At 64.5% G+C, this 6,031-nt stretch carries 6 protein-coding genes; 5 read left to right on the forward strand and 1 reads right to left on the reverse strand.

The annotated features are described in order from the left end of the window. Window positions 1–194 precede the first annotated feature (194 nt). The 5 genes from MFF22_RS24345 to MFF22_RS24365 all read left to right on the forward strand — a co-directional run bounded on the left by MFF22_RS24345 (window position 195) and on the right by MFF22_RS24365 (window position 5,239). The gene (locus tag MFF22_RS24345) at window positions 195–893 is read left to right on the forward strand and encodes a response regulator transcription factor (RefSeq protein WP_238253342.1); all 699 of its coding nucleotides are present in this window, start codon (window positions 195–197) and stop codon (window positions 891–893) included. Further along, on the forward strand, window positions 890–2,371 hold the full coding sequence (locus MFF22_RS24350; protein ID WP_238253336.1) for a HAMP domain-containing sensor histidine kinase: 1,482 nt from the start codon (window positions 890–892) through the stop codon (window positions 2,369–2,371). The genes MFF22_RS24345 and MFF22_RS24350 overlap by 4 nt, the downstream gene beginning before the upstream one ends. A gap of 111 nt (window positions 2,372–2,482) precedes the next feature. Further along, the gene (locus MFF22_RS24355) at window positions 2,483–3,613 is read left to right on the forward strand and encodes a patatin-like phospholipase family protein (protein WP_238253337.1); all 1,131 of its coding nucleotides are present in this window, start codon (window positions 2,483–2,485) and stop codon (window positions 3,611–3,613) included. A gap of 64 nt (window positions 3,614–3,677) precedes the next feature. After that, entirely contained in the window at window positions 3,678–4,421 is a 744-nt protein-coding gene (locus MFF22_RS24360) for an acetoacetate decarboxylase (RefSeq protein WP_238253338.1), read from the forward strand. 32 nt (window positions 4,422–4,453) lie between these two features. Further along, the gene (locus tag MFF22_RS24365) at window positions 4,454–5,239 is read left to right on the forward strand and encodes a 3-hydroxybutyrate dehydrogenase (protein WP_238253339.1); all 786 of its coding nucleotides are present in this window, start codon (window positions 4,454–4,456) and stop codon (window positions 5,237–5,239) included. 45 nt (window positions 5,240–5,284) lie between these two features. Here the strand turns inward: MFF22_RS24365 and MFF22_RS24370 are convergent, their stop codons facing one another. Beyond that, the gene (locus MFF22_RS24370) at window positions 5,285–5,662 is read right to left on the reverse strand and encodes a CsbD family protein (protein WP_238253340.1); all 378 of its coding nucleotides are present in this window, start codon (window positions 5,660–5,662) and stop codon (window positions 5,285–5,287) included. Window positions 5,663–6,031: the final 369 nt, after the last annotated feature.

A 6,031-nucleotide genomic window follows, 5' to 3' on the forward strand; every position in this document is an offset into this window, starting at 1 on the left:
GGCGGCCTTCTCGTGTTCGGCGTTGCGCATGACCAACTCGTCATCTTGCCGCGACCCTCCCGTAAGTTCTCCAGCGTCATGGTCCGTGCCGGAACAATCCCCGCATGGCCAATCTGGCCGCTGGGGCAGGGGAGGGGGGCATGCTCCCAGAAACGCATTCCGCCGCACCGAAGCCTCCGCTACAAGCCTCGTCCATGCGGCTTCTGGTCATCGAGGACGATCGCGACGCGTCCGCCTACATCGTGAAAGCCTTCCGCGAACTCGGACATGTGGCCGACAGTGCGGAGAACGGCCTCGACGGCTATGCGCTGGCGAGTGAAGGCGCATACGACGTGCTGATCGTCGATCGCATGCTTCCAAAACTCGACGGTCTCTCCGTCATTCGGTCCCTTCGGGAGCAAGGAGTGGCGACACCGGTCTTGATCCTCTCGGCTTTGGGCCAAGTAGACGACCGGGTGAAAGGTCTGCGCGCCGGTGGGGACGATTACCTGCCGAAGCCCTATGCGTTCTCGGAGCTCCTCGCCCGCACCGAGGCCCTCGCACGGCGGCGGAGCGGCGCAGCGGGGATGGCGGAGGAAACCCGTTATCGCGTCGGGGAACTGGAACTCGACCGGCTGTCCCACCGGGTCAGCCGCGGCGGCAAGGATATTCCGCTCCAGCCGAGGGAGTTCCGGCTGCTCGAATTCCTCATGCGCCACGCCGGACAGGTCGTGACCCGGACGATGCTGCTCGAACATGTCTGGGACTATCACTTCGATCCGCAGACGAATGTAATCGATGTGCACGTTTCACGCCTGCGGGCCAAGCTCGACAAGGGTTTCGCGCATCCGATGATCCATACCGTCCGCGGTTCGGGCTACGTGCTTCGCGCGGACGAAGGCGGACCGGTGTGAGCGGACCATTCCTGGCCGCCGAGACGGGACAACGCGAATCGGTCGTTGCCCGCGTCTCCAAGCTGTTCCGCACGACAGCGTTCAAGCTGTCGATCGCGTATCTCGCGGTCTTTGCCCTCTGTGCCTTCCTCGCCCTCGGCTACGTTGCGTGGAACGCCCGCGCCGTCCTCGACGACCAGATCGTCTCGACGATCGATGCCGAGATCAACGGCCTTTCCGAGCAATACAACAGCGGCGGGTTGCGCCGCCTCATCAGTGTTGTCGAACGACGCTCCCGCGAACCAGGGGCCTCCCTCTATCTCGTGACCACCGCCAACGGCGACCATATCGTCGGCAACGTGGCGTCTGTTCCGGCTGCGGTCTTGGCCAAGCCCGGCCAGAGCGAGGTCAGCTACGGGCGCGGCGAAGCGAACGCCGATGAGCATTTCGCCATCGTCCAGGTCTTCACCCTGCCGGGCGGCTTCCGTCTCCTCGTCGGGCGGGACACGGAGGAGCGCGACAGGCTTCGCGCGGTGATCGGCCGGGCTTTCGCATCGTCGCTGGGCGCGGTGATCGTGCTGGGCATCATCGGCGGATGGCTCGCGGCGAGCCGGGTCCTTGCCCGGGTGGACGCGATGACCCGCACGACCCGGGCGATCATGGCGGGCGACCTCGACGACCGGCTGGCCGTCGCGGGGAATGGCGATGAACTCGACCGGCTCGCCACGAACCTCAACCAGATGCTCGAGCGAATCGGCGAACTGATGCAGGGCATGCGGGAAGTCTCCGACAACATCGCCCACGACCTGAAGACGCCGCTGACTCGCCTCCGGAACCGTGCCGACGATGCCCTGCGCCGGGCAAGCTCGGCTGACGAGTTGCGGGCGGCGCTTGAAGCGGTGATCGATGAGGGAGATGGGCTCATCCGCGTCTTCAACGCGCTGCTGACCATCGCCCGCTTGGAAGCCGGGAGCGCCAGTGAGATCATGGCGCCCCTCGATCTTGGCGCCACGGCGAGCGGGGTCGGGGAACTCTATGAGGCCCTCGCGGAGGACCACGGCCTCGCAATCGAGACCCGGACCGAGGCCGGTGTCTTCATCGAGGCGAATCGCGAACTCATCGGGCAAGCTTTGGCGAACCTGATCGACAACGCCTTGAAATACGGCACGCCGGATGAGGGCAGCCCGGCAAAGGTGCTCATCTCGGTGGAGGCAAGGGACGGCTTTGCCCATCTGGCGGTGGCCGATCACGGGCCGGGCATTCCCGATGGGGAGCGCGAGCATGTCCTCGCCCGATTCGTCCGGCTCGAGAAATCCCGTTCGCGTCCCGGCTTCGGGCTCGGCCTCAGCCTCGTGAACGCGGTGGTACGTCTCCACCGGGGAACGTTGCGACTGGCCGACAATCACCCGGGATTGCGGCTTGAGCTGACCCTGCCCCTTTTGCGGGATCCGCTCCCGGCGCGGGCCGAGCCGACTGAGAGCACCGACGCCACCTCATGAAGGCCGCGCATCCCTGGATGCTGAGCGGTTGCCAACGAGAAAAAGCAGACCGTCACATTCGCACGATGGGACTGTGCCAAGGACGCTCGCGACGAGGGGCAAGGCCAAGCCATGACCGCGAGCGATTCTCTCTACCCGTCCGGTGAAGCCTCGGTCCTCGTTCTCCAGGGTGGTGGCGCCCTCGGCTCCTATCAGGCCGGGATCTATGACGCGCTCTGCGAGCAAGGCTGTTCCATTGACTGGGTGGCAGGAATCTCGATCGGCGCGATCAACGCGGCGCTGATCGCCGGCAACCCCCCTGAGCGGCGCGTCGCGCAGCTTCGTGAATTCTGGGACCTTGTCAGTTCCGATCTCACGGCATCACCGGCAATCCCGGGGGAACAAGCGAGAACGGTCTTCAACAGCCTCTCGGCGGCCTGGATTACCCTTGTCGGCGTGCCTGGATTCTTCAATCCCCGCATCCCGCCGGCCGCGTTCTATCCGGCTGGCGCCCCAGAGGCGCTCAGCGTCTACGACACCGGGGCCCTCAAGGCGACGTTGGAACGCCTCGTTGATTTCGATCTCATCAATGCGGGGCATGTCCGGCTCAGTATCGGGGCGGTGAATGTTCGCTCCGGCAATTTCGTCTACTTCGACAACCGCACGGATCGGATCGGGCCTGAACACGTGATGGCGTCGGGCGCCCTCCCGCCGGGCTTCCCGCCGGTCCTGATCGACGGCGAGGCGTACTGGGACGGCGGCTTGGTGTCGAACACCCCCCTCGACTACGTCCTTGACAGCGAACGTCGCCGGGACCTCGTGATCTACCAAGTCGATCTGTTCCCGGCGCAAGGGACCATGCCGCGGACCCTGCTCGAAGTGGCCGAGCGGGAAAAGGACATCCGTTACTCCAGCCGGACCCGCCTCAATACGGATAAGAATATCGAGGCGCGCAAGATCAAACGGTCGGTCCGGCGGCTGTTGGATAAGTTGCCGTCCGAACTGATGTCGGATGAGGATGCAGACTTTCTGCGGCAGGTTTCCCGGGAAAACTTCATCACCTTGATGCAGCTGATCTACCGGCAGAAGGCTTACGAGGGCGATTCGAAGGATTTCGAGTTCTCCCGGGCCACCATGATCGAGCATTGGCAGGCGGGCCGGAATGACCTTATCCGATCCTATCGCCACCCAGCATGGCACGAGCGGCGGCACAACGAGGCCGGCGTCGCCGTATTCGACCTGACCCTCCACGCCCGCGACTGATCCGTTTCCAACCCGTGGCCGGGGGCGGTTCGATGGCCCCGGCCGGAACCAGCGGAGAACGACGATGACCCGCGACGAGATCCTGGCGACCACCTCGATGCCCGCCTTCAGCCCGAGCTATCCGCGCGGGCCATACAGGTTCTGCCACCGGGAATATCTGATCATCACCTACGAGACCGATCCGGTCGCCCTTCGCCGGGCGCTCCCGGAGCCGCTGGAGCCGCATCCGGACAATCTCGTGTTCTACGAGTGGATGAAGATGCCCGATTCCTCGGGCTTCGGCGATTACGAGGAAAGCGGGTCCGGGGCATTCGCCACATACAACGGCGAACCCTGCAACTTCTCCATTCAGATGTATCTCGATGACGAGCCGCCGATCACCGCCGGACGCGAGATCTGGGGCTTTCCCAAGAAGTGGGGCCAGCCCCGCCTGAAAGTCATGAAGGACACCCTGACCGGGACCCTCTTCTACGATGACGAGCGTGTCGCGATGGGCACGATGACCTATAAGCACGAAAGCCTCGCCCACGACCTCGCCAGCGTCAGGGACGGGCTTCTCAAGCTGAATGTGAACCTCAAGATCCTGCCCGATGTCGATGGGACGCCGAAGGTCGCCCAGCTCGTCGGCTACCGCCTGCAGGACGTCACGGTCCACGGTGCCTGGAACGGCGAAGGCCGCCTGCACCTGATTCCCCATGTCAATTGCCGCGTGGCTGATCTTCCCGTCCGCCGGATCGTCGGCGCACGCCATATGATCGTGGACTTCACACTGCCCTTCGGCGAAGTCCTGCACGACTATCTCGCCTGACTCACCGTCCTTACGCCGTTCTGGAGGTTGCCATGACGCTGAAGACCAAGACCGCCCTCGTCACCGGATCGACCAGCGGAATCGGGCTCGCCATCGCCCGCGCCTTTGCGGCCGAGGGAGCGGACATCATCCTCAACGGGTTCGGCAACGCGGAGGCGATCGAACGCGAGCGCGGCGCCATCGAGAAGGACTTTGGCGTGCGCGCCCACTATTCCGGCGCCGACATGACCAAGCCCGCGGAGATCGACGCGATGGTGGAAGAAGCGCACGAGCGCTTCGGGTCCGTCGACGTTCTCGTGAACAATGCCGGGATCCAGTTCGTCTCGCCGATCGAGGAGTTCCCCGGCGAGAAGTGGGAGCAGATCATCGCGATCAATCTGTCCTCGGCCTTCTATGCGATGAAGGCGGCCATCCCCGGCATGAAGGCGCGGGGCTGGGGCCGGATCATCAACACCGCCTCGGCGCACTCGCTCGTCGCCTCGCCGTTCAAATCGGCCTATGTGGCGGCCAAGCACGGCATCGCCGGGCTGACCAAGACCGCCGCCCTCGAACTGGCGCCGCACAAGATCACCGTGAACTGCATCTCGCCGGGCTATGTCTGGACGCCCCTCGTCGAGGCGCAGATTCCCGATACGATGAAGGCGCGGGGCCTCACCAAGGAGCAGGTCATCGAAGACGTGCTTCTGAAGGCGCAGCCGACCAAGGAGTTCGTGACCGTCGAGCAGGTGGCGGCGCTGGCGGTGTTCCTCTGCTCCGACGCGGCCAGCCAGATGACGGGCGCGAACCTCGCCATGGACGGCGGCTGGACCGCTCAGTAGAGCCTGGAACGGCCCCGCCCGATCAGCGGGGCCGTCATTGCAGCCTCAGCGGCGCCCGTGCACTAGCAAGGCGAGGCCGTAGCCTACCGCGCCCGCAATGAGCAGGGCGATCATCGGGTTCTCTTCGACACGAGCCCCGACGGCTTCACGTCCCTCCCGGAGGTAGGACCCGCCGCGCTCATAGGCATCGCTGGCGTAGTCGCCAGCGCGGTCATAGGCGTCGCTCGCGTAATCGGAGGCGCGGTCCGCGACATCACGGGCGGTATCCTTCGCCTGCCCGTAGGCGCCCTGTGCCTGGCCCTTCACATCGCGAACGCGCCCCTCGACGGAATCGCGATTCGATCCGAGGGCGTCGCCGACGGCTCCCTGCGCCTTGCCGAGGGCTTCCTTGGCCCCTCCGGCGATTCGATCAGTGTCCACCATGGTTCTCTCCTCGACGCGGCCACCGGGGCCACTCGTGCCGGCGCGCAGCGCCCGCGTCCACCGAACGCACGAGACAGCGTTTGTTCACCACGCACCGGCCGTTTTTCTTGAGAATGGCGTGCGCAATCTGAGATACGGATAATCTAATGTCGCCAGAGCGGCGCTCGGCAACAGACCAAACGCGTATATTTTGAAATATAATATAGCAATCAGATTTAATATCTTAAGAACGAGTTGAATGCTACGAAGTACTGTCGTGTTTTCGATCAGGGGAGGGGCCGGCCGTTAGAGCGTGCTCGGGGTAAACTGAACCAAGCCGCAACTCCCGTCTTTGCGAGCGAAGCGAAGCAATCCAGGGCAGCGGAACCT

Origin of the sequence: Methylobacterium persicinum (assembly GCF_022179525.1) — a bacterium.
GTDB classification, from domain to species: Bacteria; Pseudomonadota; Alphaproteobacteria; order Rhizobiales; family Beijerinckiaceae; genus Methylobacterium; species Methylobacterium persicinum.